The 26272-nt window shown below is 65.7% G+C and carries 19 protein-coding genes; 6 read left to right on the plus strand and 13 right to left on the minus strand.

The features are described 5' to 3' along the window. From AC6BOR_RS03350 to AC6BOR_RS03380, 7 genes are all read right to left on the minus strand, one after another. On the minus strand, positions 1 to 1185 hold the full coding sequence (locus tag AC6BOR_RS03350; protein ID WP_498059797.1) for a hypothetical protein: 1185 nt from the start codon (positions 1183 to 1185) through the stop codon (positions 1 to 3). Positions 1186 to 1315: 130 nt separating this feature from the next. Continuing rightward, positions 1316 to 4465, minus strand: coding sequence for an outer membrane lipoprotein-sorting protein (locus AC6BOR_RS03355; RefSeq protein WP_498059798.1), 3150 nt, complete (start codon positions 4463 to 4465; stop codon positions 1316 to 1318). A 453-nt stretch (positions 4466 to 4918) separates the two neighbouring features. Further along, positions 4919 to 5968: an NmrA family NAD(P)-binding protein gene (locus tag AC6BOR_RS03360; RefSeq protein ID WP_498059799.1), complete on the minus strand. Its 1050-nt coding sequence runs from the start codon at positions 5966 to 5968 to the stop codon at positions 4919 to 4921. Continuing rightward, positions 5965 to 6153, minus strand: coding sequence for a hypothetical protein (locus AC6BOR_RS03365; protein ID WP_498059800.1), 189 nt, complete (start codon positions 6151 to 6153; stop codon positions 5965 to 5967). Before AC6BOR_RS03365 ends, AC6BOR_RS03360 begins: the two co-directional genes overlap by 4 nt. 6 nt (positions 6154 to 6159) lie before the next feature. After that, positions 6160 to 9264 carry an efflux RND transporter permease subunit gene (locus tag AC6BOR_RS03370; protein ID WP_498059801.1) on the minus strand — a complete coding sequence of 1035 codons (3105 nt, stop codon included), beginning with the start codon at positions 9262 to 9264 and terminating at the stop codon, positions 6160 to 6162. Next, the gene (locus tag AC6BOR_RS03375) at positions 9264 to 10244 is read right to left on the minus strand and encodes an efflux RND transporter periplasmic adaptor subunit (RefSeq protein ID WP_498059802.1); all 981 of its coding nucleotides are present in this window, start codon (positions 10242 to 10244) and stop codon (positions 9264 to 9266) included. Before AC6BOR_RS03375 ends, AC6BOR_RS03370 begins: the two co-directional genes overlap by 1 nt. A gap of 203 nt (positions 10245 to 10447) precedes the next feature. Beyond that, the gene (locus AC6BOR_RS03380; protein ID WP_498059803.1) at positions 10448 to 11086 is read right to left on the minus strand and encodes a TetR/AcrR family transcriptional regulator; all 639 of its coding nucleotides are present in this window, start codon (positions 11084 to 11086) and stop codon (positions 10448 to 10450) included. A gap of 47 nt (positions 11087 to 11133) precedes the next feature. Between AC6BOR_RS03380 and AC6BOR_RS03385 the strand changes: the two genes are divergently transcribed. The 5 genes from AC6BOR_RS03385 to AC6BOR_RS03405 all read left to right on the plus strand — a co-directional run bounded on the left by AC6BOR_RS03385 (position 11134) and on the right by AC6BOR_RS03405 (position 17467). Next, the gene (locus AC6BOR_RS03385) at positions 11134 to 12540 is read left to right on the plus strand and encodes an efflux transporter outer membrane subunit (protein WP_498059804.1); all 1407 of its coding nucleotides are present in this window, start codon (positions 11134 to 11136) and stop codon (positions 12538 to 12540) included. A 160-nt stretch (positions 12541 to 12700) separates the two neighbouring features. Beyond that, complete coding sequence (locus AC6BOR_RS03390; protein WP_498059805.1) at positions 12701 to 13315, plus strand: TetR/AcrR family transcriptional regulator; 615 nt, start codon at positions 12701 to 12703, stop codon at positions 13313 to 13315. 118 nt (positions 13316 to 13433) lie between these two features. Beyond that, entirely contained in the window at positions 13434 to 15647 is a 2214-nt protein-coding gene (locus AC6BOR_RS03395) for a TonB-dependent receptor (protein WP_498059806.1), read from the plus strand. A 27-nt stretch (positions 15648 to 15674) separates the two neighbouring features. After that, complete coding sequence (locus AC6BOR_RS03400; protein WP_498059807.1) at positions 15675 to 16550, plus strand: alpha/beta fold hydrolase; 876 nt, start codon at positions 15675 to 15677, stop codon at positions 16548 to 16550. Continuing rightward, positions 16547 to 17467, plus strand: coding sequence for an alpha/beta hydrolase family protein (locus AC6BOR_RS03405; protein ID WP_498059808.1), 921 nt, complete (start codon positions 16547 to 16549; stop codon positions 17465 to 17467). The genes AC6BOR_RS03400 and AC6BOR_RS03405 overlap by 4 nt, the downstream gene beginning before the upstream one ends. Before the next feature lie 170 nt (positions 17468 to 17637). Here AC6BOR_RS03405 and AC6BOR_RS03410 read toward each other — a convergent pair whose 3' ends face one another. Continuing rightward, the gene (locus tag AC6BOR_RS03410; protein ID WP_498059809.1) at positions 17638 to 18540 is read right to left on the minus strand and encodes an alpha/beta hydrolase fold domain-containing protein; all 903 of its coding nucleotides are present in this window, start codon (positions 18538 to 18540) and stop codon (positions 17638 to 17640) included. Then, positions 18540 to 20633 carry a TonB-dependent receptor gene (locus tag AC6BOR_RS03415; protein ID WP_498059810.1) on the minus strand — a complete coding sequence of 698 codons (2094 nt, stop codon included), beginning with the start codon at positions 20631 to 20633 and terminating at the stop codon, positions 18540 to 18542. The genes AC6BOR_RS03410 and AC6BOR_RS03415 overlap by 1 nt, the downstream gene beginning before the upstream one ends. Positions 20634 to 20835: 202 nt before the next feature. On the opposite strand from AC6BOR_RS03415, the gene AC6BOR_RS03420 reads away from it, so the two are divergent. After that, a complete protein-coding gene (locus AC6BOR_RS03420) occupies positions 20836 to 21789 on the plus strand; it encodes an AraC family transcriptional regulator (RefSeq protein WP_498059811.1) in 954 nt (317 codons plus the stop codon). A 7-nt stretch (positions 21790 to 21796) separates the two neighbouring features. Here the strand turns inward: AC6BOR_RS03420 and AC6BOR_RS03425 are convergent, their stop codons facing one another. The 4 genes from AC6BOR_RS03425 to AC6BOR_RS03440 all read right to left on the minus strand — a co-directional run bounded on the left by AC6BOR_RS03425 (position 21797) and on the right by AC6BOR_RS03440 (position 26138). Next, positions 21797 to 22723 carry a formylglycine-generating enzyme family protein gene (locus AC6BOR_RS03425; protein WP_498059812.1) on the minus strand — a complete coding sequence of 309 codons (927 nt, stop codon included), beginning with the start codon at positions 22721 to 22723 and terminating at the stop codon, positions 21797 to 21799. A gap of 72 nt (positions 22724 to 22795) precedes the next feature. Next, the gene (locus AC6BOR_RS03430; protein WP_498059813.1) at positions 22796 to 23344 is read right to left on the minus strand and encodes a DUF1254 domain-containing protein; all 549 of its coding nucleotides are present in this window, start codon (positions 23342 to 23344) and stop codon (positions 22796 to 22798) included. Next, positions 23341 to 23922 carry a DUF1214 domain-containing protein gene (locus AC6BOR_RS03435; protein ID WP_498059814.1) on the minus strand — a complete coding sequence of 194 codons (582 nt, stop codon included), beginning with the start codon at positions 23920 to 23922 and terminating at the stop codon, positions 23341 to 23343. Before AC6BOR_RS03435 ends, AC6BOR_RS03430 begins: the two co-directional genes overlap by 4 nt. Then, positions 23919 to 26138, minus strand: a complete 2220-nt coding sequence (locus AC6BOR_RS03440) for a TonB-dependent receptor (RefSeq protein ID WP_498059815.1) — start codon at positions 26136 to 26138, stop codon at positions 23919 to 23921. Before AC6BOR_RS03440 ends, AC6BOR_RS03435 begins: the two co-directional genes overlap by 4 nt. Between the last annotated feature and the right edge of the window lie 134 nt (positions 26139 to 26272).

Genomic DNA, 26272 nt, shown 5'->3' on the forward strand with positions numbered 1-26272 from the left:
TCAATACCCCGCCGTGAGTTGCAACCAGCCTGCCGACAGCGAGCGGACACGCCCGAAATAACTGTTGAGCGGGCCGGTGAAGATGTCGGCCCCCACCGCCACACGCAGGCCATCACGGATGCTGGTGGAAAGTCGCGGCCGGATCGCGGTGTCACCCGGTTCGACATAATGGATGATGGCAATCTCGGCTTCAGCGGTGTCATTGGCAAAACGGCGCGCCAGCCGAGCGGTGAAGCCATTCTGCGTGCGATCCAGCTGATTGTTGACTGCTGCCGACAGGGTGGCGATGCTGCGGGCGACGGGATCAAGCAACTGCCGCGGATCGGCATGATTGAAGATCACCCGCAGGCTATATTGCAGATTTATATTCCAACCGCCGGAAAGGTTGAGGTCACCGCCGGCCACGATCCACAGATTGTCATTCTTGATGAACGGCGTGTCGGGCCCCAGCACGCGCGTGTACGCGGCTTCCGCGCGCCAGCCCAAGGCACCAATCGTGCCGGCAGCATCGGCACCCAGCACGCTGATGTCGGGGAATGTCTGTTGCAGGGCGGCAATCGTGCCCGGCCGCGCCGGCCGCGCGGTGAAATCACGATTGCGATCAATGCCCCGAAACCACGAGAGTGACCAATCCACGGCACCGCCGCTGGAATCCAGCTTCAGGGCAAACTGGTTGCTGGCCCGACGCCGTTCATCGGGCAGCACATCGATCCCAGGGCGATTGCGTTCCAACGGAAAGATATTCGGGCGGAACTCTGGCAGCCAGATCGCATCAATTGTAATGTTGCCTCGGCCCCAGCGCGCCTGCACCATGGCTGGGCCCTGGCGCTGATCATCATCATTCGCAGCCAGCAGCGTGTAATCCCGGCCCGCCAGATTGTCGGTGGGGTTAAGCCGGTCGGCCCGGCCCCAGACGATGATCTGGCGACCGCCGCGCAGTTCGATCTCGCCAGCTGCCAGTCGGGCCCAGGCTTCCACAGCGTCAGTGCGCCAGCGGCCCGAACGGTCGATCTGGACATAGGCTTCCGCACGGCCATCAATGTCTCCGGCCCGTGGCGCGATGCGGGCGCGCAGGCCCAGCATCGGCACCACGGTTTTGCCATTCAGGTCGCGGTCATGCGTCCACACGCCGGCCCGGCCCGAAAACTGCAGGCCGAGCATATCCACCAGTCCCTTGCGGGCCATGGTTTCGCCGGCCCCCGCTCCATCAGGGTCATTCGTTGGAACGGGGGCCGGCTGCTCCACGGGTGCGGGGTCAATCGCGCCGGGAGGCTCTGTCAGCAGCGATGCCGCCAACAGCCACAAGGGGGCGATGTCAGCGGGCATTTTCGAGGCTGCGTGGCTGGAGCTGGCCTGGGGGCACCGGCACATCGGTGCGGAAGCTGGAATATTCGATCGTGGTGCTGTGACCGGTGGTGAGATTGCGCATCGTCTGGCGCATGGCCTGGAACCGCCGATTGGCCGGATCCACCATGCGCACATCCTCGGCGATATAGGATTTCACCAGCGTGTCGGCCGCATCATAATATTCGGCCTTCACCAGCACATTGTCGTTGGCACGCAACCAGCTCAGGCGGCGGCCATAACCGGTGGCGGCGGTCACGCCGCCGTCACGCGGGGTCGATTCAATGACGCGGGTGGCCACAGCGTTCAGCGTCTCGCTGCGCAGCACGCGGTGGTTCCATTCCGCCACGGGATGGCCGAGCACATCGCCATAGCTGAAATCCGTGCCGACAAAGGCATCCTTGCGGCTGGAACTTGGCAGGCGGCGCACTTTCTTCAATGCCGGCAGATAAACCCAGATGTCATCATCGGCGCCGGGATTTTCGATGGTGAGCACAGAGGTGCCGGCAATATCGGCGGGCCCGGTGAAGCGCACGACGCGGCGATTGCTCTCGCCATCGGGCCTCGCTTCGCTGACCGAGATCGTCTGGCGAATGCGGCTCTGCCCGGCCTTGTTGGTCAGGATGAAGCGCCCAACAGCCGTGGAACGCAGCGCCTTTCCGGCCTTCAGACTGTCGGCCATCAACTGCGCCGCATCAACCCCCTGGGCCGCCGCCCGGTCGGCCACAGCCTGGCTGCCGAACGCAATGGCCAAAGCCATGCCAGCCAGCGCCGGGCGCAGACGTGTTGCGCCACTACCAAAGATCACCCGCGGACGCACGACCAGCAATGCCGCCACAAACAAGGTGAGGGTGGAAAGCGCCGCCACCAGCATCGAAACCACGGTGAGCGTGCCCAGCCAGATGTGGATGTTGAATCCGGCCGAAGCCATCAGCACTGCATAACCGGCACCGACAGCCGTCGCGACGAACATCACCGCCTTGCCGGCGCTGGCGAAGGTGGCGCGGATGGCGCCGGCTTCATCGGCGCCGCCCCTGAGTTCCTCACGTAACCGCCAGGTCATGTAGATGGCATAATCAGCGCCGATCCCGATCGCGAGCGCCGACACCGTGGCGGTGGCGATCTGCAGCGGAATGCCGGCAAAGCCCATCACGCCAAACACGGCGACGGTCGTGAAAACCAAGGGCAACAGGATCAGCAACGCAAGACTGAGCGAGCGGAACAGCAACGCCGAAACCAGGAACACCATGGCATAGATTTGCAGGATGTTCTTGATCTTGCCGTTCACCATCACCTCGTTCATGGCGGTTGGCGTGGTGATCGAGCCGCCCAGGCGCACCTTGACGCCGGGCGGGAAATTGGCGGCGATCACCGGGCGGATGCGGGCATCAAGATCGGCAACGAACGCGGAACTGTCCGTCTTCACGAACGCCTGGATAATGGCATTGCGGTACCCATAATCCACCAGCCCGTCGAAATCGCCCGGCTCACCCGACATTGAATAGAGCAGAAGATATTGGGCAATCAGCCCGGGGTCCTGTGGCAGCGTGCCCGGGCCCGTGCCACCGGTCATGCCGCGATTGATCTGCTTCAGCATGTCAACCAGGCTCAGCGTGTGCCCAACGCCGGGCTGGCGCGACAGCCAATCCTGGGTCTGCGCCATTGCCGCCAGCACTTTCGGGTCCTTGATCGCGTTGTCCGACGTGCCTTCGACCAGCACATAGAAGCTGTTGGTGCCGGCCAGTCGCGCATTGAGCAGGCGATCATCGACGCGGGCTGGGAGATCGGCGGCGAAAAAGCTGCGCAGGCTGTTGTCGATGCGCACCTGTGTGGCCCCGGCCACCATCAGGGCAGCAAAAACACCGGCGCCGATGAACACGCGCCGGCGATGCGTGCGGTCGATCACCTGTTCGGCCAGCAGGGCGGCGAAGCGATCCCAGACGGTGACGGACTTTTCAGCTCCGACTTCGCGCGCCGCAGGCGGTGGCAGCATGGCGCGCAGCGCCGGCGTGAAGGTGAGTTCCACCACGACGATCGCCAGAATTCCCAGGCAACAGAACACACCAAAGGTGCGGATGGCCTGAATGTCGAACACGATCAGCGACAGGAACGACAGCGCTGCAATCACACAGGCTCCCATCATCACCGGCCCAACGCGCACCATTGATGCCATCACCGCCGCGCGGCTGGCTGCACGCGGATCAACGCGCGGATCAGCGCGGTACCGATCATATTCCTCGTAATAGCGCTTGAGCATCTGGACGGCGTGGCCGGCGGCAACCGCCAGGATCAGGATTGGCGTGACATTGTTGAACGGATCAAGGTGGACGCCAAACAAGGTCATGATGCCAAGCGACCACACCAGCGCCAGAACGGCAGTGACCAGCGGCAGAACAAGGCCCTGCACTGTGCGAAACGCCTCGAAATGCACCAGGCCAATCAACAGGATGGCAATCGGCAACAACCAGCCCATGCGCTTGGAGAAGATCTCAAGATCAGCAAGGAACACCGGCTGGCCGGCAACCGCGATTGAAACATCCGGTCCGCGTGCCGGCGCAATGGCGGCTTCCACCTTGTCCATCACATGGCCGAAGCCCTTCGGGTCCTTGGCGAACTCCACAAAAATGGCCGCGGTGCGTTCGTCCCGGCCCACCAGCACGTCACGATAGGCCGGGTTGGCGGCAAGCCGTTCGCGCAAGGCCCGTGCCTCGGCCAGATTGCCCGGCACATGGTCAAGCAGGCGCGAGACCAGCAGACCATCGGCATTGCCGGCAATATCCTTGGCGCGCGGCGCCGCGAGGCTCTGCAGATTGGCACGTGTCACACCCGGTGTGGCTGCCAGCCGGTCGGTCACCGCCAGCAGCTTGCCGAGCACGGCCGGCTGCCAGACATCGCCCTGCTTCGGCGTGATTCCGATCACCACCGTGTAACGGTTGCCAAAAACCGCCTGCACCCGCTCCGTCACCTCCACGAAGGGATGATCGCGGGGCAGCAGCTCATCTGCATCAACAATCACGGTCAGATTGCGCAGCTGCAGGCCCAGCAGCAACGTGACAAGAAGGGTGCACAACAACACCAGCTTGCGATTGGCAACAACAAGACTGGCAAAGCGTTCCATCATGGTGCCCCCGGCGCATTTGAACCACATGCGATGGAGTCCGTGTCGCCCACCCAACCACAGGCCGCATCGCTGGCACCCATTTGAAAGAACGAGGCCGGGATGGGTCAATCGGCAGGCCGCGTCATGTTAATGGCCATTAAAATCAGAGGGGTTGCCTCAGCCGATCCATCCGTTGAACTGGGGTCCGAAGGGTGGCTTGCGGTCGCTCTGAATGACCAGGCCGGCACATATCGGCATCACCACATGCGCGGGCGCCTGACCCGATCGCCGCGTTGGAGCCGACAAGGCCAAGCGCGACGCCGTTGCGCCAGCGCAATGCTGGCGCTGCGCAATGCAGCGAACACCAGAGCGATCCGGGCCTCGCCGTCATGAACACCTGGCCGGCCTGCTGTCATCGCGCGCCTTCCCAGCTCCTGGCGCATGCGCCGGGCTGAACCGGCGCCTGCGGTTGGATCACGGCTGCGCCACGTCCGCCTGCCAGATCGGGTTCTCCATCGCAAACAGTGAACCGACCGGGCGGCTGATGCCGGCCTGCCGTTCAAATGCTCGCAAATCATAGCCTGGGCTGAATGGCGTGCGCATGAAATCCAACCAGGCCTGCAAAATCCGGCCCGGCGTCCGGACAGCCTTGGGCGATTGAGCGTAGCGGGTGGCGGTCACAGCAAAAGGTTCGGGCGGTTGGCCCGTGACACGCAACACATGGTCGTTCGGCGCCCCCAACGCAAACGCGCCATCGCGATGATCCTTCACATAATAAGACAGGCAATCGAGATCGAAGGCAGGCACGCCCTGCATTCGTGCCGCCTTGAGGAACAACCAGAAGGGTATCGGCACGGCCCTGACGCGCCGGCCCAGCGTCGTACTGACGATCCGTGCCATCTGCGGCACAGTCAGCAATTCCGGTCCGGTCGGGCGATAGCGCTTGCCGATATGATCGGCCGGATTTGCCAGCGCAGCGGCGGCAACCCTTGCGATGTCTTCATCTGAAGGCGGGGCGTTGGCACTACCACCAGTCAGGTTGGGCAGGATGCCGAGCAAGGCGGCGAAATCGATCAGGCGCAGATAATTGTCTGCAAAGTAGCCCGGTGCGATGGTGATCACCGGGGTCCGGCTGCCGGCAAAAATGCTGTCCGCCTCGGCATGAAGCCGCGTCAGCAGGGCCGGATGGTGCGGACTGGCCAGCCACTGGCTCATCACCGCCACGACTTCCAGGCGGTTGGCGGCGGCCGCGTCTGCAAAGCGGCGCGCCTGCTGCGCGATGTTCAAGGCAAAAGGCGGCACGAACCAGGCGCGCTGCACACCGTCGAGCGCATTCAGGACCTGCACATCATCGTTCAGATCGCCAATCGCGATTTCGGCACCGGCCTGTCGCAGGGCGATGGCCCTGTGGTCGAACTGGCGAACCAGGGCCCGGACGCGCAGCCCGCGCGCCAGCAACGCGCGGGCCACAGCGCCACCGGTTTTGCCGGTTGCGCCAGTCACGAGGAACAGCGGCGGGCTCATGCCGGATTGTCCTGACCAATATCTTTGGCTGCCGGGCTGTCACCGTGCTGCAGCTGTCGTGACAACAACGCCTCCAACCGGGCGACGCGCGCGCTCAACACTTCATGTGGTGGTGGAGGGTCAAGGATTTCAACAAGCTCGTTCAGGCGGGCACCAAGCGCGCGCAACCAGGTCGTCATGATCATTCTCCTTCACACAGCAGCCGGGAGCAGCGGGGCATTTGCGGTCGGCGCGGCCCCTGCGGGCGGGCTGTGGCGGCCCATCCACAGCACGAACAATGCCGGCAGAAAGAACAATGTGAGCAGCGTGCCCACAAGCGTGCCGCCAATCAGCACCACGGCCAGCGGCCCCCAAAAGCTGGACAAGGTAAGCGGCAGGAAGGCCAGAACGGCGGCGAGCGCCGTGAGCAGCACCGGCCGGGTACGCCGAACGGTCGCCTCAACGATGGCAGCGTCGCCGGTCATGCCAGCGGCCTGTTCGGTCTCGATCTGGTCAACCAGGATCAAGGTGTTGCGCATCAGGATCCCGGCGAGGCCGATCAGACCCAGAATGGCGTTGAAGCCAAATGGCATCCCAGTGACCAGCAATGCCGGCACCGCACCCAACAGGCCGAGCGGCGCGGTGGCAAACACGAGGCTCATCACGCGGAAGCTGCGCACCTGCAGCATGATCACCGTCAACATCAGCCCGATCATCACGGGGAACCACGGCAACAAGGCGACATTTGCCTTGGCCGACTCCTCAACGGATCCTGCCACCGCGATGCGATAACCATCCGGCAACGCTGCCATGATGGGCCGCAAGCGCGGCACGATCGCCGCCGTCACATCCGGCGGCTGCACACCCCTGCGCACATCCGCACGGACCGTGATCGTGGGAACGCGGTCATACCGCTTCAGGATCGGATCTTCGCTGCCCGGCACGAGCCTTGCCACCTGACCCAGCGTCACGGCACGCCCCTCGCTTGTGGAAATCACGAGGCTGCCGAGGAACCCGAGGGATCGACGCTCGGCCAACGGCGCCCGCACGACAATATCTGTGGTGCGGTCGCCGCTGCGCGATTGCGCCACCGTCACGCCGGAGACGAGCGCCGACACCTGTCGGGCGACGCTGGCCGGATCGAGGCCGAGCAGCCGCAGGCGCTGCTGGTCAAACTGCAGCACCAGATCAGGCGAGCGGTCGCCCCAATCCGTGTTGACGCCGCGCGTGTCAGGGTTGGCCCGCACGACCGCCGCAACCTGGTCGGCAATGCGGCGCAGCACCATGGCATCCGGGCCCATCACCCGAAATGCCACCGGATAAGGCACCGGCGGGCCGAACAGCAGCGTGAGCACCCGCACCCGGCCTTCCGGATAGCGCCCTCTGGCAACCAGCGACTCCAGCCGGCCGCGCAACCGGTCGCGCGCGCCGGCGTCAGCGGTTTGCACGATCAGCTTGGCAAAGCTGGGATCGGCTGGCTCGGGATTGAGCGAAAGGAAGAAGCGCGGCGCACCACCACCAACATAGGCGTCGACAAAGCGAGCGTCCCGTTCCCGCGCCAGGTCATGTTCGAGCCGGCCGACCACGGTCCGCGTCGCAGCGATGCTCGACCCGTGCGGCAGATGGACTTCCACCAGCAGTTCCGGACGGTCGGACGACGGGAAGAACTGCTTGGGAACCGCCAGCGCCAGCAGCGCGCCCGCGGCACCGAACAGCAACAGCACTGCCAGAAGCAGCCGTCGGCGATGGATGACAGCGCTGGTGATCAACGCGCGCAGCCTGGCATAGCGCGGTGTGGCATAGATGGCAGCATGCCCGCCCGGCACCGGCGCAATGGCGGGCAGCAGCTTCACGCCCAGATACGGCGTGAAATAGACCGCGATGAGCCACGACATCACGAGGGCGAAGCCGACGATCCAGAAAATGTTGCCGGCATATTCGCCGGCGGTGGAGCGGGCAAAGCCCACCGGCAGGAAGCCGATGATCGTCACCAGCGTGCCGGTCAGCATCGGCGCCGCAGTGGCGCCCCAGGCGAAGGTGGCGGCCTCAAGACGGCCCATCCCTTCTTCCAGCTTCACCACCATCATCTCGATGGCAATGATCGCATCATCAACCAGCAACCCCAGGCTGAGGATCAGCGCGCCCAGTGTGATGCGATCGAACTGGCGATCGGTCAGCAACATGATGACGAACACGGCAGCCAGCGTCAGCGGCACCGACATCGCAACGACAATGCCCACCCGCCAGCCCAGCGCGATCAGGCTCACCGCCATCACCACGCCAAGGGCCACGGCAAATTTCAGCATGAATTCGCCATAGGCTTCGGCGATGTTGACAGACTGGTCGGCCACCTCGGTAAGGCTGATACCCAGCGGCAGGCCCTGCCGGATTTCGGCGAGAGTCTCGCCGAGCGCGGCGCCGAGCGCGGTGCCATTGTGATTTTCGCGCATCACCACGCCCAGCATCAGCGCCGGCCGGCCATTGTGCCTGACTTCAAAGCTGGCCGGGTCTTCATAGCCGCGATGCACCTCGGCCACGTCGGACAGCCGAAGCACGCGCCCTCCGACAGCCAGTGGCGTCGCACGCACCGCTTCCACATCATCGAACGCGCCGGTTACGCGCAACGGCACCGCGCGGGCTGGGGTCTGCACCTCGGCGCCAGGCTGCAGCAGGTTCTGGTTGGCCAGCGCCGCCAGCAATGCATCTGTCGAAATACCCAGCGTTGCGATCCGGCGTGCAGAGATTTCAACGAAGATCCGTGGCTTTTGCTCACCAATCAACACCACCTTCTTGACCCCGTCGACGTGCAGCAGCGTGCTGCGGATGCGCTCGGCCTCGGTCACCAGTGCGCGGTGCGGCAGGCCGGGTGCCTGCAGGGCGATCAATGAGAAGAAGACATCTGAATATTCATCATTGACCACCGGCCCGATCACGCCGCGCGGCAGGTACAGCGCCTCGTCGCCCATCTTCTTGCGAGCCTGATAGAATTGTTCCGGCACGGCTTCGGGCGGCGTCGTATCCTTGAACGTGACCGTGAGGGTGGCAATCCCGGGCCGCGCCTGGGTTTCGACCCGGTCGTAATAGCGCAACTCCTGCAGCCGCTTTTCCAGCCGGTCGGCCACCTGGTCCTGCATCTCGCGTGCAGTGGCTCCAGGCCAAAAGGCGGTGACCGTCATACCCTTCACCGTGAAGTTGGGGTCCTCGGCGCGGCCAAGTTGAAGGAAGCCAAACAGGCCGGCTGCGATGACGGCGATCAGCAGGAACAGGGTGACGGATTGTTCCCTGACTGCGATTGCGGAAAGATTGGACCCGCGCATCAGGGCATTTCCACTGCCGGCTCAAGGCGCACCGCCAACCCTTCGCGCAGCAGATGACCACCCAGCGCCACCACACGGCTGCCAACCGGCAAACTTCCGGCAGGAAGAACAGCCCGCTCGTCCTCCAGTCGCAGCGGTTTCACCATGCGGAAATGGACCTTGTTGGACCGGTCCAGCAACCACAAGCCCTGGCCATGCCCAAGGTCCACCAGGGCCGATAGAGGCACGGACAGGGCGCTGCGGCCGGCATCCACCAGGTTCAGGCTGATGGTCGCACCCAAAGGCAGTTCAGGGCCGTCCAGCCTATAGCGCACGGCAAAGCTGCGCGTCACAGGATCAGCCGTGCCGGCAACCTCGCGCAGCCGGGCTCGCACCCTTCTGGTGCTGCCATACAGCTGCGCGCTGGCTGTGGCCGGCAGGCCGGCAATGCGTGTTTCCGGCACGGTGATCAGCGCCTCGCGCTGGCCGGCCAATGCCACGCGCAGCACTGGCGCGCCGGCTGCAACAACCTGGCCCGGTTCGGCCAGCGTTTCCATCACCATACCGGCAGCGTCTGCACGCAGCACGGCATAACTGGCCGCATTGGCAGCGTTGGCCGCGCTGGCGCGCGCCGCGGTCAGAGATGCGGCGGCGGCATCGCGGGCGGCACGTGCGCCGTCATAGGCGGACGCCGACACGGATCCGGTGGCCACCAGGCCACGCATGCGTTCTTCATCTGCGGCCGACCGCATGGCATTGGCTTCAGCAGCCCTCACCTGCTCGGCAGCAGCAGCGCGCACCAGGTCAAGGTCATTGGAATCGAGAATGGCCAGCACTTGCCCGCGACGAACCTGCTGCCCGGCGTCCACCAGCCGCGCAGTCACCTTGCCACCAACTCGGAAGCCAAGCGCCGTCTCGTGCCGCGCGCGGACAACGCCCGTCAGCACATCATCGGCGCCAGCAGCGGTAGCCTCCACCGAAGCGGCCCGCACCGTCGGCACCGTCTGTGCGTCTTCTGCGGATGAGCAGCCCCACAAGGCCAGACACGCGGCCGCCAAAGGGGCGCCGGGCGCACGCCGAAGCAAGAATGGAACGGCCACGAAGCAGGTGTGGCCTGCGGAAAGGTTCATCACGGCTTGACCTCGATTGAGTGACAGGACGGATGATAGGTCAGCCTACATTTAATGAAAAGCGTGATTTTTTGTCATTCTTCATTTTTTGAACGCAGGCCACGCAACAGCAGTCGCGCAACAGCGTCGGCCTCGGCGCTCAATCCATCGAGTGTGCGGGCATCGAGCATGACCGGGTGCCACACTGCCATCAGCGCATTCTCGGCGGCCGAACAGGTCGCCTCGAGCGGAAGATCGGCGGCAAAGACGCCCAGCCGCTGTCCTTCCGCCAGCACATGGCGAACGGCACCATGTAAAGTGCCCATGAACCTCAGGACCGGCGGCCACTTCGCCCGCGATGCGGCCAGGCAAAGGTCGCTCATCCGGCCACTTTTCATCAGAATTTCAACAGTTTTGGTAGAAACGCCCACTGTCAGGCCAACAAAAGCGCCGACTGGGTCGATGCTGGCTTTGCGCGCTTCGGCCCAGGCTGTGTCCTCGACCAGCCGCAACCGGCGCTCGACCACCGCCTCGTCAATCGCCTGTCGGTTGGCAAAGAAGCGATAGAGGTTCGCAGGCGACATGCCAAGCGCACCGGCAACGTCGCCAATGGTTGTGCGCTCAAAGCCGACCGTTTCGTACAGTCCCTCGGCGGCGTCGAGAATCTGGTCACGCCGGTCCACGCTGGGACGACCAGGCTTGCGCTTTTCGGCTGCAGAGCCATTGCTTTTCATGAAAAACGACGTATCCTTTCACTATTCATTGGTCAAGGAGCAAAGCCGTGAAGACCCTGTTGGCAGGACTGTCCTCCCTGGTCCTGCTGCCGGCCAGCGCCGTGGCAGCCGGCACCTCTTCCCCCAAGGTGCCAGATTTGCCCGCCCGTTTCCAGAACCAGCCTGCCGAGATGGCGCCGGTGGCTGCGGTTGGCTGGTGGGCTGACTTCAATGATCCCATTCTAAACGGCCTGGTTGCGCAGGCTTTGCAGGGCAACCCCGGTATCCAGCAAGCGTCCGCGCGCCTGCAGCAGGCCGCCGCCGGCGTGAAGGAGGCCCGCGGGCAGCGGCTGCCGCAACTGTCGGTGGGTGCCAGCGGCGCGATCCAGCGCCTGTCGATTGCCGATCAGCAGGGGCGCGTTTTCTCGCGGGTTCCCGGATTTCAGCGGGCGGTGGAACAATATGGGCTGAACGGCGCAGCCAATTGGGAAATTGATCTGTTCGGCCGGTTATCGGCCGGTCAGCGGGCAGCGCTTGCCGTCAGGCAGACGGCAGCAGCCGATCTGTCAGGCGTCCGCCAAACGATCGTGGCCGAGGTTGCGATGGCTTATGTGACGATTCGCGGCCTTCAGGAGCGCCTTTCGCTCCTGGCGAGGCGAGAGGACACCGATGCCAGGGTGGCCAAGCTCACGCGCGAGCGTGTCGCCGTGGGGATCGCTCCAGCCAGCGACGCCGATGCGGCTGATGCGCAACTGGCTGGAACGCGGGCGCAGCGCCTTGCGCTATGCACCGCTCTGGAATCATGGCGCAATCGGCTGGACGTGCTGATCGGGCGGGCGCCTGGTGAGGCAGCAGCCGCATTGGGCGAAGGCTCTATCCCTGATCCCAAGGCGATGCCCGATCCCGGCAGCCCGGCCAGCCTGCTGGCGGCGCGGCCAGACGTGGTTGCTGCCGCTGCGCTGGTCGCCGTTCATGATGCCGGGGTCGCACAGGCGATCGCCGCCCGCTATCCGCGCTTCAGCATAACGGGCTTTGCCGGATTTCTGGCCAACGGATTGGCCAGTCTGCTCACGGCAGGCGGCGTCCAGCTGGGCGCCAGCGCTGGCATTTCGTTGCCCCTCTTCACTGGCGGACGGCTGGTAGCGCAGGAGGCTGCCGCCAAGGCGCGATTGGCAGAGTCCGTCGCCGGTTATCGAAAGGCGACATTGGCGGCGATTGCCGAAGCCGAGGACGCGATGGCAGCACAGCGGAATGATAGGCAACAAGCATTGCTGCTGGTTCAGGCCGCCTCTGCGCTTTCGACCGCCAGACGCCGCGCCAGTGCTGCCGAAGAGGTGGGCATGACCAGTCGGCTCGATGTGCTGATGGTTGTGCGCCAGCAGGAGATTGCCGAGGGCCAGGCGATCGACGCACGCGCCAACGCCGCCCGAGCTGCCATTCAGACAGCACGCACACTCGGGCTGCCCGTCGCATAGCCTGCTGGTGAGACTTACTGGCCAAAATCTGCCACGGCATTTGAGCCAGCATCAACATCTCCCTCTCTGCCTCCAATCAGCAGCGGCTTGAGAAAAGTCACTGATCGGTTACGTTAAACCCATGCAAAAGCCTGCACCATCATCGCCAGCCGCTGCCGATTTGCCGATCGTTCGCCGTCGCGCGCGGATCGATCATGTCCAGCGCCAGGCTGATATCGTCCATGCTGGCGCCGCCGTGTTCCGCGAACGTGGCCTGCGCGATGGCACCATGGACGATGTGGCCGCCCGCGTGGGTGTTTCGAAGGTTATCGTCTATCGAAGCTTTCAATCGAAGGATGCCCTGATCAGCGCAATCTTTGCCGATGTCCTTGATGCATTGAAGGCGTTGAAGGCAGAACCCTGGGGCGGTTACGCCGCTGGCACCGTGGGCACAATTGCAGCCGCGCGGCAGCGGCCTGATGCCTTTCTGCTGCTCTATCGCGATTGCCGCAGCGACCCTCTGTACCGGCATCACTTTGACCGGCTGCAGAATCTCTATGTCGACTGGCTGATGGGCTTTTTCGAATCCGAGCGCGGTCAGACCAGCCTGCGGGCCCAACGCGCCGAAATGGCGGTGCGCGACCTGACCGGCTTCCTGTTCGAGGCGCTGGCCAATTGGTTGCTCACCGGTTCGGCAGCCGAAGATGCCATCTTTGCCGCCTGGATTGGCGACATGATCCGTGGTTGGCGCTGGGCCACCGAGCAACGCTGGGAGATCCCACGCCGCCGCCGCTGACCACTTGCAATTAACGCAACCCATCAGTAACGTCACCTACGAGTAACGTTAAATCAGCCCTGGGGGGAGTTGCGCCGTGGTTCGGCATTGGTTGTTTGCGTGCACCTGTCTTGCCGGCATGCCGGCCATCGCACAAACAAGGCCGGAACCCGTCCCCGGCGCGACATCGGTTGCCGAGCCCGAACTCGTTGTCACGGCCACACGGCGCCAACAAAGCGGCCTGTCGGTCGCCGCGGCGGTGACGGCCCTGTCACCTGAACAGCTGGACCAGGCCGCGGTGCGCGACACCCAGGATCTGGCCCGGGTGGCGCCCGGCCTTGTCATCACCACCGCCGCCTCCGAAGCCACGGCGGCCACCATCCGCCTGCGCGGCATCGGCACCAGCGGCACCAATCTCGGGCTCGAAGGCTCGGTCGGGGTCTTTGTGGACGGTGTGTACCGGGCCCGCTCGGGCATCGCCCTCTCCGAACTGTACGACCTTGCCCAAATCGAGGTGCTGCGCGGGCCGCAAGGCACCTTGTTCGGCAAGAACACCACGGCCGGCGCCCTGCTGGTCCACACCCGGGCGCCCAGCTATGACTGGCAGGGCGAAGCGGGGCTGGCCTACGGCAATTTCGACTTTGTCCGGGTGACAGGCGCGGTGGGCGGCCCGATTGTCGATGAACGCCTCGCCTTTCGTCTGGCCGGCGTGTTCAACCGGCGTGATGGCTATCTGAACGATGTCGGGACGGGCCGGCAGGCGAACGACCGCAACCGCTTCGCGCTGCGGGGCCAACTGCGATTTGATCCCTCCGAGACCGTCTCGATCCGGCTGATTGCCGATTACAGCCGCAAGAACGAGCAATGTTGTGCCGCGACGGTTATAGCCAACGGCACCCGCAGCCCGATCATTGCGGCCATGGGCGGCTTTGTCCCATCCAGGTTCGACGATTATACCATCGCCAGCAATTCGGCCTATCGAGCCAACACGAGCGAATGGGGCGTGTCCGCCCAGGCCGATGTGACATTTGGCGACATCGTGTGGACGAGCATCCTGTCGTGGCGGGATTTTCACTCCGACCGCGCCAGCGACAGCGACTTCACGAACCTGGATCTGCTGAACACACCGTTCGAAGACACCGGCGATCGCTTCTCCACGGCCGAAACGACGCTGAAGGGCAAGGCCGGGCCCGTGGACTGGCTGATCGGCGGCTTCTATTTCGATCAGCGCACACGGCAGGACAGTGCAATCGTCTTCGGCCGCGATCTTCCCGGCTTTTTCCAGCGCAGCTTCCCGGCACAATCAGCGTTGCTGGCCACGCTCTATCCCGTCGGCGGCGGCGACACGCGCCGGAGCTTCGGCCAGGATGCCAATGGCTGGTCATTGTTCACACACAACATCATCGGCATTTCATCAACGCTGAAGGCCACGATCGGCGTGCGCTATCTGGAAGAGGACAAGGTCGGCTTTGGCCAATTTGCCTTTAACAGTCCGGCCTGTGGCCGGGCCGGTGTGCCCGCCGGCGCCCAGCAACTCTGCCCAACGCCCGACTTCACCAGCCGATTCCACGATTCCGCGCTGGTCGGCAGCGCCGCCTTGCAATGGCAACCTTCGTCAAACAGCTTGGTCTATGCCAGCGTCTCGCGTGGCTACAAGGCGGGTGGCCTCAATCTTGATCGCACCGGCGGCCTGGCCGGGGCAGCCGGCTCCACCTTCCTGCCGGAAGAGGTGGACAATTATGAATTCGGCGCCAAGGGGCGTTTCCTGGATGGGCGTGCCCGGCTTGCGCTCACGCTGTTCACGGCCAACATCCGCAATTTCCAGCAAAATGCCTTCAACGGGATCGCCTTCACCATCTCCAACGCGGCCGCCGTGCGCAGCCGTGGCCTGGAACTGGAAGCAACGCTGCGACCGGCCCGCTGGTTCAGCTTCAACACCAGCCTTGTCTACAATGAGGCCACCTATGGCGACGAGACCGAAACCGTGACCTTGCGCGGCCGACAGATCGTCAATGCGCCACGCTGGACCTGGCAAAGCCAGGTGCAGATTGACCAACCCCTTGGATCAGGCGGCTGGACAGCGCAATTTTCCGCCAATGCCCGCCTGCTGTCCGACATCAACACCAGCGTCTCCCTGATCCCGCACGCCGAACAGGATGGCTATGTGTTGCTGGGTGGCCGGCTTGGCCTGCGCAGTCCCGGCGGCCGCTGGGATATTTCCGCCTTTGTGCAGAATCTGACCAACCAATATTATCGCACCATCGTGTTCGCAGGGGTGATCCAGCCCGGCACCTTCAATGCCTATGTTGGTGAGCCGCGAAGCTTCGGCCTCGAAGCACGGATGCGCTTCTGAACGGGGAGGATCGCAGTGATCGGATTGATGCTGGCGCTTGCAATGCTGGGCATGGCCGGCACGGCGCAGGCCGGCTGCCTGGCCCCCACCCAGCCGGTCGCCAATGGCCCGGCCCGGCTGGTGGCCAGCGTGGCCGGCCAGGGCAGCCCGGTTCTGCTCATTCCCTCCCTTGGCCGCGGGCCGGCGGATTTTGATGCGCTCGGGCTGGCCCTGGTCCGGCGCGGCTTCCAGGTCATCCGCTACGAACCGCGCTGGTTCGGCGCGTCCGATGGCCCGGAGGCGGCAACGCTGGTCGATCTTGGCGAAGACGCCGCCGCCGTGGCGTCCACGCTGTGTCCGGGCATCAAGGTGGCCGTGGTTGGCCATGCGCTTGGCAACCGCGTCGCCCGCGCCATGGCCGCTGCGCATCCCGATCGGGTTTCAACGCTCATCCTGTTGGCCGCTGGCGGCCAGGTGCCAATCGCGCCGGATGTGGCCCGCGCCATCGGCATTGCCGCCGCGCAGGGCCAGGCAGGCGCGCCTGAACGGCTGCAAGCGCTGCAACTGGCCTTTTTCGCGCCCGGCCATGATCCGGCCGCCTGGCTGGGTGGCTGGAGCGCCAGGGCCGCCAGCCTGCAAGCGAAGGCCGTGCAGGGAACCAGCGAACATGGTTGGCAGGCGGGCGGGCAGGTTCCCATGCTGGTGGTCCAGCCATCACAGGATCCAGTGGCCCCACTTGCCAATGCCCAGGCGCTGGCGGCAACGCCGGGCCTCAACGTCACCATGGTGCGCCTTGATCGGGCAAGCCACGCCATCCTGCCGGAACAGCCATCGGCCGTGGCAGCCGCGGTTTCGGCATGGCTGTCGGGCGAACGCCGGCAACCGGTCTTGCAGAAACTGGTCGACGAAAGGGTGATCCCGTGAAACTGGCGCTCGCGATGATCCTTGCCATGGCAGCCCCTGCCACGGCGATGGCACAGGCAGAACAGATTTGTAACGGCGTGCTGATCGATTCAGCCCGCGACAACCGGCGCTTGCCAGTGCGGGTCCGGCTCCCGGCCGGAGCCGGCCCCCATCCAGTCATCCTGTTCAGCCATGGCCTTGGCGGCTCGGTGGCGGCCGGCACCCTTTGGGCCACCGCCTGGGCGAAGGCCGGCTTTGCCGTCATCCATATTCAGCATCCCGGCTCCGATGCCAGCCTGCTGGCCGGTGCGACGCGGCCGCTGCTGGCCCTGCGGGCCGGGATGACGCCCGCCCAATATGTGGCGCGTGTGTTCGACATGAAATTCGTGATCGGCAGCGTTGGCGGCCCCCAGTCGATTGGCGCCTGTCCGCTGTCCCGGCTCGATGCCAGCCGCATCGGCATCGCCGGTCACAGCTTTGGCGCCCAAACCGTGCAGGCCGTGGCCGGGCAGCAATTTGCCACGGCCGATGGCCTCGTCAGTCTTGGCGATGCGCGGGTGCGCGCCGCCATCGCACTCAGCCCGGCGCCAGCGGCGGCCCAGGCCGATGATGTCGCCTTTGGCCGGATCACCATGCCGTTTCTATCGGTCACCGGCACGGCCGACGAATTGCCGATGCTGAACAATGTGAAGGCCGCCGATCGCACCAGGCCATATCGCGCCATGCCAGCGGGCGAGAAATATCTGCTGGTTGCCGATGGCGCCGATCACATGCTGTTCAGCGGCGGGGAAATGCGCCGCACCCCAACCCCGGTCGACATGCGCACCCAGGCGCTTGTCATCACCGTCACCACCTGGTTCTGGCAGCGAACCCTCGGTGACAACCGATCGGCCTTGCCACCGATCAACACCGAATACGCCCACTGGGAAAGCAAATAGCCGCGTGCGCCGGCTGGTTCAGCGGGCGCCATGGCCCGCAGGCCGGTCGCAGTTACGCTGGTCCGGGCCTTTGCGGCCGTTGGAGGCATGCCGCCCCCAAGCGGCACAAGATGGAACAGGCACGGCCATCGAACAGGTTCAATCCTCGGCGCCCGTGACAAGCCGCGCGTTCAACCGGCGAGAAAAGCCGCCGCTTCGGCAATTGCCGCATCGGCCTCTGGAATCTGGCCGAGGAATGCGTGCCAGACATGCGGCATGTCGGGCCACAGCGACAACCGCGCCCAGCACCCGGCCGCCCACAGCCGCTGCGCAAACAAGAGTCCCTGCCCGCGCAGGGTTTCGGCAGCACTGGCCTGGATCAGCGTTGGCGGCAGGCCAGCCATATCCGCCGCATCGACATTGAGCGGGCTGATGCGCGGATCATCGCTGGCCATGCCGGGCGCATACAGGCTGGCGACCAGCGCCATCGCGTCCAGCGCCACCACCGGATCATCAACAGGCCCGGCAAAGCCATCCGGTGCCGCAGCCACCGCCAGGAACGGACTGATCAGCAACAGGCGATCAAGAGCCGGCACGGCCGGGCCAAGGCCCAGGGCCAGCACGGCAGCCATGTTGCCGCCGGCCGAATCACCCGCCAGCGCAAGGCATGCCGCTTCCCCCGGCCCATCGGGGCCATAGTCCGCCGCGTGAACCAGCGCCGCGGCGGCATCGGCCAGCCCGGCCGGAAAGACATGCTCCGGCGCCAGCCGATAATCCGGCACCAGCACGGAACGGCCGCTGCGCAGCGCCAGTTCGGCAGCGATGGCCCGGTGGCTGGCCGGAGACCCCGCCACCCAGCCGCCACCATGAAGATAGACCAACCGGGCAGCGCCGGCATCCGGCGGCACCAGCCATTCAGCCGCCATCTGGCCGATCATCACCGGCTGCAACCGGCAGGCGGCAAGGCCCGGCCCGGCACAGCCCATGCCGTAATTGGCAACCAGGGCGCGCATGCCGGCAATCGGGTCAAGCCCGTCCGGTGGCGCTTGTCGCAGATGGGCCAGCACGGCGGCAAGATCGCGGCGCATCGTCATCAGAACCGCCGTTCCAGGCCAATGCCGAAATGGCGCGGCGCTTCCAGCGAGGCCACCCGCACCGATCCCAGCAACGGCGAGACCACCGCCAGTGATGAGAGGACCCGCCGGTCACTGAGGTTGCGGGCAAAGATATTCACCACCCATTTGTCGTCAGCGCTGGTCCAGGCCGCGCCCAGATCAACGCGCACGAAACCGCCTTGGCGGGCATCGGCCGTGTTGAATTCGGTAAAATAATAGTCCGACCGCCATTGCGCCCGTCCATTCAGTTCAAGGCTGCTTTCGCCTGCCATCGGCACCCGCCAGGCTGCCGCCAGCGTGCCCTGCCAGCGCGAGGTGAGCGGCAAGCGGTTGCCCGACACATCGAAACTCTGGAAGCCGCGCCGCTGATCGGAGGAGCGGAAGCGGCCGAAGCCGGCATCCATCCAGCTGCCCGACAGGCTGAGCGTGAGCTGGCTCAGCGGCTTCACACTGGCTTCCACCTCCACCCCGTTGATGCGCGCCGATGCGGCATTGGCGAGGATCTGGCTCAAGGGGCCAACCTGCACGATCTGCAGGCCGCTGTAATCCGATGTGTAGCCCGTCAGATTGAACGTCCAGCCCCGGCCGGAAAGCCTGGTGCCAGCTTCCACCGTCACATTGATTTCCGGCTCCACCGGCGGGGTGAAGGCACCAACATTCAGCGCCCCCGATTTGAAGCCGCGCGCGACCGAGGCATAGACCAGCTGGCCCGCTGCCGGCGTGAAATCGATGCCGGCCTTGCCCGACCATTCGCCCCAACCACGCCGCTGCGTGCCGGTGATAGTCGGCGCCAGGAAGGTGAGAAACTCGCTCGCCCGTTTCAGATCATGGCTGTAACGCCCGCCCAGCCGGATCGCGACGCGATCGCCAATCGCCCATTTGCCGTCGGCATAGCCGGCCAGCGCCTCGGTTGTCACCGTGCCGCCACCATCGAAGGCATAGGGGATCGGGAAGGTCAGCGGCAGCGTCGGATCAAGGAAGGCGCCCGGCAGCAGGCCGTCCACCCGCGTGCTGCGGCTCTGGCGGAAGCGCAGCCAGGTGGCGCCGGCCAGCCAGTCCACCCGGCCCGCCGTGCCCTGCAGATAGGCTTCCAGGCTGGACTGCCGGCTGTCGGTGTCCAGCGTGGTGGTGGCGACGCTGCGCGCCGTGCCATCCTGATCATAGGTGATCAGCCGGCTTGACCCCCGCGTGTCGGCGATCACCACCAGATCGGCCCCGCCCAACGGCTGTTCCAGCCGCGCGGTGACTGACCAGAGGTCGCGGCGGTTGACGGCGCCCTGGCTCTGGAAACTGCGCGGATCGCTGCTCGGCCGCACGCCGAACAGCAACTGGGCTGGCTGCGGGAACGGATCGGCCAGGATCTTCAGGGCCGGCCCGGCATCATCCTGGGTATAGCCGCTGGCACTCAGCAGCAGCCGGCCTTCGCCCAGCGGCGCTGCCAGCTGCAAGCGGCCGCCCAGGCTGTTCTCGGCATCGCCGCGGTTGCGCGCGCCCGGCGTGCCAGCCAGTTCGTTGCGGCTGAACCCGGCCAGCCGGCGATATTGCACGCTGGCCCGGGCCGTCACCCCGCCGCCCAGTGGGCCCGACAGCACGGCATCGCCCTGCACCCGGCCATAATCCCCCAGCGTCAGGCCCAGACGGCCCTGCAACGTGTCGGTTGGCGCCGCCGCCACGAGGTTGACCGCACCGCCAGTGGCGTTGCGCCCATAAAGCGCGCCCTGCGGCCCGCGCAGAACCTCCACCCGTGCCAGATCGAGAAAGGCGACCGCCGTCGCTTCCTGATCCGAAAGATAGACGCCGTCGGCATAGGTGGCGACACCAGGATCGCCGCCGGGCGAAAAGAAGTTGTTGCCGACGCCGCGGATGAAAATCTGCGCAATGCCAAAGCTTTGTGCAAAACTCAGGCTGGGCACCTGCTGCGCCAGTTCTGTGAGGCCCTGGTTGCCGCCACGCCGCAGCGCGTCCCCGGCCAGCACCGACAGCGCCAGCGGCGTTTCCTGCACCCGGGCGCTACGCCGTTCGGCCGTGACGATGATCTCCTCCGCCTCACCGGGCAGCGTGTCAGCCGCCATGGCCGTTCCCGCCGGCCCCACCGCCAGCATTGCCGCTCCCAATCGCCACCAGCCGTGCATTGCCCAACCTCCCCTTTTGTCATTGCGCCAAGGCTAGGCAGCTGGAGCGCGAACCGGGAAGGACAGGACCGGACAGCACAGGCGGACATTTTCGCTCAAAATCGTCATTGCCTGTGCTGCCGCGATGCGGCAGCCTGTGCCCGTGCCGGCCCTGATCCCCTTCGATTTTCTGGCCGCCCTGCTGGGCCATGCGCCGGCACGCCAGATGCTGGCCGATGCCGGCCTGCCCGATGATGGCAGCCCGATCGGCCACCTCGATTTCTGGCGGCTGCTGCGCAACAACATCGAACGCACCGGCGACGAACGCCACGCCATCGGGCCGCAGACGGTTCCCGATGGCAGTTTTCACCTCCTGCTGGCGGCGATGCGGCTTGGGCGCGATCTGGCCGATGGCCTCGCGCGGCTGGCGGCCGCTGCGCGCATTGTCTGGCCTGATCTGCCGCTGGATGTGCGCCACGGCCATGATCTGCGCCTGGCCTTTGGCGGCCTCGGTCACGCCACCGAACAACGCGCGCTCTATGTCGAAATGGTGGTGGTGGTGATCCACACCGCCTGCTGCTGGATGACGGGGCAGCGGTTGCAGCCCAGCCGCCTTGTCGCGCCGCCCACCACGGCGCCGGCCGCCGGCAGCCTCTATGCGCTGCTCGGTTGCCCGCTCCGCTGGCAAGGCGATGCGGCTGTGCTGGCCTATCCCGGCGCCACCGCCGCGCTGGATATCGTGGCTGACCGCTTTGACCTGTGGCCAAGCCTGATGTTCGAAACCTATCGCCAGATCACAGCCGAACCACTGGCGCGCGCCACGACCACCGAACAGGTGCTCGACCTGCTGTGGCAGGCGCCGCTGGATCAGGTGCAGCTGGCTGCCACCTTGGGTCTTTCAGTTGCCACGCTGCGGCGGCGGCTGGCCGATGAAGGCCAGAGCTATCGCGCCCTGATCGCCACTGTCCGCCAGCAACAGGCGCTGGCAGCACTGAAATCCGAAACCGGGCTTGAAGATCTGGCCGCCGGCCTGGGCTATTCCGAAGCGCGCAGCCTGCGACGGGCAACGCGCCGCTGGTTCGGCGCACCACCCAGCCAGTTGCGCAGCCGGGATTGAAGCCCGCTCAGGGGCGCACGACGCAGCGAAAGCCGATATGGCTGGTGGCGGTGTCGATCATTTCGGGATGGCGGGCGGCAGGGCGAAAGCGCTGGCAATGGTTCAACGCGCACAGATGCGATCCGCCCTTCAACACCTTGCGACCAATCTTCACCTGGGGCTGGGCGGGGTCATAACTGCCCCATAAATCGCCGCCGCGCGGGTTTTGGATCGTGCAGCAGGCATCGGGCCGGCGCTTGCGCGGGGGGCGCGCCCGCTCCTGCCACCAATCCGCGGTCCATTCCCACACATTGCCGATCATGTCGTACAGGCCATGGCCGTTCGGCGGAAAACTGCGCACCGGCGATGTGCGCAGCCAGCCATCGTCCAGGCTGTTGTGGTGCGGGAATTCGCCCTGCCAGTAATTGGCCAATATTTGCCCACCGGGCGCCAGTTCGTCACCCCAGGCAAATTCGGCGCCCGCAAGGCCGCCGCGCGCAGCATATTCATGCTCGGCTTCGGTGGGCAGCGCCTTTCCGGCCCAGGCGGCATAGGCCGCCGCATCGGCATGGGCCACCTGCACGACCGGATGGTCCCAAAGGCCCAGCGCTTCCACATCGGCATCGGGCCCCAGCGGGTGCCGCCAATCCGCCCCGGGCACCCAGCGCCACCACCGTTGATATTGATCGAGGGGCACTGGCCCCGGCGGCGGCGTGAACACCAGCGCCCCCGGCACGGCCAGCGCCGGGTCCATGCCAGGGTAATCGCGGGGGTCGGGCGGGATTTCGGCAAGCGTGCGATGGCCGGTCGCCGCCACAAAGGCCGCGAACTGCCGGTTGGTCACCGGCGTCTCGTCAATCCAATAGCCATCAACGGCCACCATCCGCAGCGGCCGCTCTTCGGGATAGAAGCGCTCGCTGCCCATCCGGAACGTGCCGCCCGCGATCCAGCGCATGCCGGGCGGCGGATCAGAAGGCGGCTGCAAACCAGTCATGATCCCGTATTGGCAGGCCGGCCGGGCCGCTGTCTACCGTTCCAGCCGATGATCGGCCAACGCCGCCTGCAGTGCCGCAACGCCAGCCGCATCCTCGCGGTTGATCATCGTGGGCCGCACCAGCAGGAACCCGCGCGGCGATGGCAGCACCACATCCCACACGCCTGCCGGCGGCCGCGGCTGATGCGCCAGCCGCAGTTGCACCCGCACCGGGTGGCCCGCCGGCACCTGGCGATCGTTCAACACGAACAGCGTATCAGTGTTGTGCGCAAACACCGAGACTGACCAATAGGCCGCCTTGTCGCCCGGCGGCGTGCCGGTGAAGCGCAGCGGCCCGGCCGAAAGATCCAGCATCGCACTGCGCGCCAATATGTCGGCGTTGGCCATCGGCACCTTGTTCACCCGCGCGCTGCGCACCACCGCCGGCCCCAGCCGGTTGGGGCGCGCGCCGGCCGCCGCCATCGCCTCGAACAGCCTGTCGGTCGCCAGGATGGGAATGCGATCCAGCATGATCACCCAGCCCGTCACGGCGCCGCCGGCCAAAAGCGCCAGCCGCGCCGCGATCCGCCCAATCCGGCTCATCGCCGGCACTCCAGCCGGGTGACGCTGGGCAACGGCACACGCTCCGGCGCCGCCATCACCAATGGATCGGGGATATAGAGCCGGAACAACAAGGTGATCCGCCCCGCCACATCGCCCAGCGGCAACCAGTTGGCGCCCTGCGCCGGCCCGCCGGCCACCACGGTGTAACCGCCATCTGCATCGCGCCGGATGCTGGATGACGACACGCTGTACCGGTTCAGGCCATTGTCGATCCACTGATAATCCCGATACGCTCCGATCGACCACCAGCGCGCCGCCGGGTCACGGGCCCCGCGCAGACGATAGGCACAGGCCACATCCAGCGGCCGCCCCTCATCATCCTGTTCTGTGTTGAAATAGACGACCTCCTGGCTCGGCAACGCCCAGATGCCGATGCGGGCGACAGTGGCGCGCTGCAACGGTGTGGCGGCCGCGCTGCCGTTGCCGGCCATGGTCTTCCACGGAAACGGCCCGCGCCCGGCGCTGCTGTCCACCTGGCCCGTGGCCAGCCAGGCCGCGCCGGCACCGCCGGCCAACCCGGCCACCAGCATCGCCACGCCCCACGCCAACGGCTTCACCAGCGATACGCCAGCTGGGCGCCATAATTGCGCGGCTGGTTCAACCGGCGGGCGCTGGCGCCACGGAAAATGTCGAACGTCTCGTTGGTCAGGTTGGTGGCAAACAGGCTCACCTCCAGCCCGCCGGTCTGCAGCGCGATGCGGGCGTTCAGCTGGTCGATCCGGTCCATCAGGAACGGCGGCGGCGTGTTCGGCGCCACCAGATCATGCACCCCGCCACGCTGGCCGTTGTAGTTCACGTTGGCAAACAGGCCCAATTTGTCGGTCAGCTTGCGGCGCAGGCTCATGTCCACCGCAAACACCCAGCGCGGGATCTGCGGCAACCGCTGGCCAGCAAACGGGCCCTCGGTCGCCCGCCCTTCCTGGTGGGACGCGCTGGCCGCCAGCCGCAGGCTGCCGCCCTTGATCGCCAAGCGGGCGCTGGTTTCCGCCTCCACCCCGCGCGTGCGCGCCTTGCCGCCGTTGCTGGAAAAGCTGGTGCCATTCACATTGCACACCGGATTGCCCACGAAACAGCCGTTGTTCAGCTGCACGATGATGTCGCTGCCATTGTTCTGATAGGCGGCCAGGCCAAATTCCACCACGCCGCCCAGCCGGCCCTTCAACCCGCTTTCAAAGCTGGTGGTGCGTTCATCGTCATAGGCGGCCGGGATCGCCACCGGCTGCTGCGGCACGCCCAGATCCTGGTTGAAGCCGCCAGCGCGGAAGCTGGTGCCGACCTTGCCATAGAGGAGCACATCCGGCGCCAGCTTCCACGACGCCGTGGCGTTGTAATTGAAATTGCGCGGGCTGGTGCGGAAATCCACCACAAAGCCGGCCCCACCCGATGGCAGGCCGGTGCTCAGGTCAAACCGCTGCGATCGGGCGGCGCGCCGGTCAAATGTCTGCCGGGCCTCCCCGATGATCGACAGGCTGTCGGTCAGCTTCATGTCGAGCGAGCCATAGACAGCCCAGCTGTCCAGATCGATTTCCAGCGGTTGGCGGTTGCCCAGCGAGGGGTTGGCCGTGGTCGGCGTGCGCAGGTTGCGCTGCTCGCTGTTGGCGCGCACGCGCAGATATTCCACCCCGGCCAGCCAGGTCAGCCGATCATCGGCCAGCTTGCCGGTCAGGTTCACATCCTGCGTGAAGAAGGTCGTGTCCTCATTGCGTTGCTGTTCCAGGCCATTGTCCTGGTTGACGGTGATGATGCCCTGCGCGCGCAGCACCAGATAATCGGCCTGGTTGCCGCCATCCTGGTCAAAGGCATAATCGGCCTTGCGCTGGCGCAGGTTGGTGATCGAATGCAGCGTGGCCCAGCCCAGATCATGGGTCACATCCACCAGCCCGCCGTTGATTTCCTGCCGGGAATAGCCATCGGTGGACCAGGGATAGCTGCGCTCCGGCTGGATCAGGCCAAACGGAAAGCCCTGGCGCGGTTCGATGAAGATGCGGAAGCTGATCGCCGGCACCAGCCCCTTCGAATGTTCGGCGCGCACCAATATGTCGGTCTTGTCGTTCTTCCAGCGCAGTTGGGCGCGCAGGCCGGTGCTGTCGTTGCGGTCCAGCCAGTTGTTGCGGAAGCTGTTGCGGATGAAGCCGCCATCCTGGATCACATTGTCCACGCCCAGCCGCATGGCAAAGCCGTCGCCCAGATCAAGATTGACCACGGCCTGCGTCTGCAACTGGTCGTTGCCGCCGGCAAAGCGCACCGTCGCCCAGCCGCTGTTCCGATACTCCGGCCGCGCCGACACCATGTTGACCGCGCCGCCCACCGCGTTGCGGCCATAGAGCGCGCCCTGGGTGCCGCGCAGCACCTCCACCCGGCCAATGTCGAACTGGTCGATGCGGGCAAAGCTGCGGCCCGAAAAACCGGCGCCACCAATATAGGCACCATCGCGGAACAGGCCCACCGCCGGATCGCCCGACGTGCCGCGCGTCGTCGGCGATCCGCGCAGCGAAATCTCGTTGGTCACCGGGCTCGCCGTATCGAGCACCCGCACGCCCGGCTGGCCAGCCAGCAGCTCGGCAATATTGGTGGCGCCGCCACGTTCGGCCAGCACGCCGCTGCCGATCACACTCGCCCCACCCGGCACATCCAACACCCGCTCGGCCCGGCGGCGGGCGGTGACGATGATTTCGGCTGCTTCGCGTTCGGCCGGCGCCGCTGCCTGGGCCAGGGCCATGTCGGGCAACAACGCCGCACCCATCAGGAACATGCTGCGCAATCCGATCGCCATGCGGCCTCTCCCCCTTGTCGTGCGGCGGCTGGCTGCCACGCGCCATTTTTGATTACCGACCGGTAGGTAACTAATTTCGACAGGTCTGTCCAGCGTGGCTGGAGCCGGCCTCGCAAAAATGCTACCGACCGGTC

The organism is Sandarakinorhabdus sp. FBCC-B8862 (genome assembly GCF_059745315.1).

What these genes read in the sequence shown, in the direction of transcription:
- AC6BOR_RS03350 (WP_498059797.1), bottom strand. Translation starts at nt 1,185, where the DNA reads ATGGCCCGCAAGGGACTGGTGGATATGCTCGGCCTGCAGTTTTCGGGC.
- AC6BOR_RS03355 (WP_498059798.1), bottom strand. Translation starts at nt 4,465, where the DNA reads ATGATGGAACGCTTTGCCAGTCTTGTTGTTGCCAATCGCAAGCTGGTG.
- AC6BOR_RS03360 (WP_498059799.1), bottom strand. Translation starts at nt 5,968, where the DNA reads ATGAGCCCGCCGCTGTTCCTCGTGACTGGCGCAACCGGCAAAACCGGT.
- AC6BOR_RS03365 (WP_498059800.1), bottom strand. Translation starts at nt 6,153, where the DNA reads ATGATCATGACGACCTGGTTGCGCGCGCTTGGTGCCCGCCTGAACGAG.
- AC6BOR_RS03370 (WP_498059801.1), bottom strand. Translation starts at nt 9,264, where the DNA reads ATGCGCGGGTCCAATCTTTCCGCAATCGCAGTCAGGGAACAATCCGTC.
- AC6BOR_RS03380 (WP_498059803.1), bottom strand. Translation starts at nt 11,086, where the DNA reads ATGAAAAGCAATGGCTCTGCAGCCGAAAAGCGCAAGCCTGGTCGTCCC.
- AC6BOR_RS03395 (WP_498059806.1), top strand. Translation starts at nt 13,434, where the DNA reads ATGCCGGCCATCGCACAAACAAGGCCGGAACCCGTCCCCGGCGCGACA.
- AC6BOR_RS03400 (WP_498059807.1), top strand. Translation starts at nt 15,675, where the DNA reads ATGCTGGCGCTTGCAATGCTGGGCATGGCCGGCACGGCGCAGGCCGGC.
- AC6BOR_RS03410 (WP_498059809.1), bottom strand. Translation starts at nt 18,540, where the DNA reads ATGACGATGCGCCGCGATCTTGCCGCCGTGCTGGCCCATCTGCGACAA.
- AC6BOR_RS03415 (WP_498059810.1), bottom strand. Translation starts at nt 20,633, where the DNA reads ATGGCGGCTGACACGCTGCCCGGTGAGGCGGAGGAGATCATCGTCACG.
- AC6BOR_RS03425 (WP_498059812.1), bottom strand. Translation starts at nt 22,723, where the DNA reads ATGCGCTGGATCGCGGGCGGCACGTTCCGGATGGGCAGCGAGCGCTTC.
- AC6BOR_RS03430 (WP_498059813.1), bottom strand. Translation starts at nt 23,344, where the DNA reads ATGAGCCGGATTGGGCGGATCGCGGCGCGGCTGGCGCTTTTGGCCGGC.
- AC6BOR_RS03440 (WP_498059815.1), bottom strand. Translation starts at nt 26,138, where the DNA reads ATGGCGATCGGATTGCGCAGCATGTTCCTGATGGGTGCGGCGTTGTTG.